Here is a 1,707-nt window from a genome sequence, read left to right as displayed (position 1 = left end):
GGGCTCCGGGTTTGCGCTGGATGACCGCAAGGTAATGCCGCCAGTCATAAATCGTCCTCGGCGGTTTGTCGTGGCTGCGCTCTATGATCCGCGGATGTTCGCAGAGGACATTGCCCTCGACCGCAATGACCAGTCTCTCGGGATAAATCCGTAGGCTCACGGGGCAGATTCGCAAATGATGCTGGCACACTGTAACGATTACGCTCGAAGGTGATCAGGCATGTTGGCGAGACCCGCTTACTCTGCTCGACAAAGCCGTCAAACATGGCGGGCAATGCCATCAAAGCAGGCTGCTCATCAGCCCAAACATCCGCGATCGTGCCTGACAAAGTGCCATGCGCGGTGTCCCGCCACAGGTCCTGGCAATGCTGTTCCAGCCAGAGGTTCAACGTTGCCAAATCCGGGAAGTCCGGCATTTGTTGCCACAGGCGTGGTCGGGCATCCTGAACGTTCTTCTCGACCTGCCCTTTCTCCCAGCCTGCGGCGGAATTGCAGAACTCTGGCGCAAAAACGTAGTGGTTCGTCATCGCAAGGAACCGGATGTTGACCTGTCGCTCCTTGCCGCGGCCAACGCGATCGACCGCCGTCTTCATGTTATCGTAGATGCCGCGAGCAGGCACGCCGCCGAACACACGGAAGCCATGCCAATGGGCGTCGAAGAGCATCTCGTGCGTTTGCAGCAGGTATGCCCTGACCAGAAAAGCCCGACTGTGCTATAGCTTGATATGTGCGACCTGCAACTTCGTGCGCTCGCCGCCGATCACGGCATAGTCCTCACTCCAATCGAACTGGAATGCTTCGCCCGGGCGGAAAGACAGCGGGACGAATATGCCGCGGCCCGTCGTCTGCAGCTCACGTTGCCGGTCAGCCCGCCAATCACGGGCGAAGGCGGCAACCCGAGCATAGGAGCGGGTAAAGCCGAGAACCACCAGATCGGCATGAAGCTGCTTTAGAGTTCGACGCTGTTTGCGTGACCTCCCGGCCTCGGTCTTCAGCCAGGCCGCCAGCTTATCGGCAAAAGGATCAAGCTTGCTCGGTCGTTCCGGTATCGTGAACGTCGGCTCGATCGTACCGGCGTTCAGATACTTCGCGATCGTGTTGCGCGACAGCCCGGTGCGCCGGCTGATCTCCCGGATCGACTGCTTCTCACGCAGCGCCATCCGACGGATGATGTTTAGTTGATATCCGACATTACCTGGCAGCATATCCCGACGACGCGAAGCAGGCCGTTTCAGCCTCTTTGAGCAAGTTGAACTGCGTCGTCTGTCCGGTCCCCTCGTCACGCCGTTCCGTTTCGAGCAAGCTAAAGATGCTCTTGAAGAGACGGGGAAACGTCACAGACTGGGCAAACTTGTTGTGCTGATGTGAGCCGCGAATACGCGGAACAAGCAACTCATAAATAGGGGCCAAAACAGGAGTAGTCCGAAATCGACGGACGTGGGCATGTCCTCAGCGTCGTTGCCTGGCTCGCTGAAGGCATCGATACTGAGATTTACAGTTCAATCGAAGAGACTTTGGCTGATGCGAAGAGGCCATACGCCAATACTTTGGCCAACGATATTGTCCGGTGAGAATGTGTGCTCCTATCCGAGCGGCGAGATACGGGCCAACAAATCTGGCAACAGCAGCTTTCTCTGACTGTAGGCGCGACGAGAATCAAAAATCAATAACCTAACGGTAGGTTGCGTTGACTTTCACGTGCTGCCG

Annotated in this window: 1 pseudogene; it reads right to left on the bottom strand. The window is 57.2% G+C overall.

The window, feature by feature from the left end:
- A pseudogene (gene istA, locus O9X91_RS23805) lies at window positions 1-1,205 on the bottom strand (IS21 family transposase); the annotation flags it as partial.
- Window positions 1,206-1,707: the final 502 nt, after the last annotated feature.

Source organism: Agrobacterium salinitolerans, from assembly GCF_027498475.1.
In the GTDB taxonomy this organism is placed as follows: domain Bacteria; phylum Pseudomonadota; class Alphaproteobacteria; order Rhizobiales; family Rhizobiaceae; genus Agrobacterium; species Agrobacterium salinitolerans.
The sequence above is the reverse complement of the archived record's forward strand: the minus strand, read 5'-3'. Positions and strand labels throughout refer to the sequence as shown.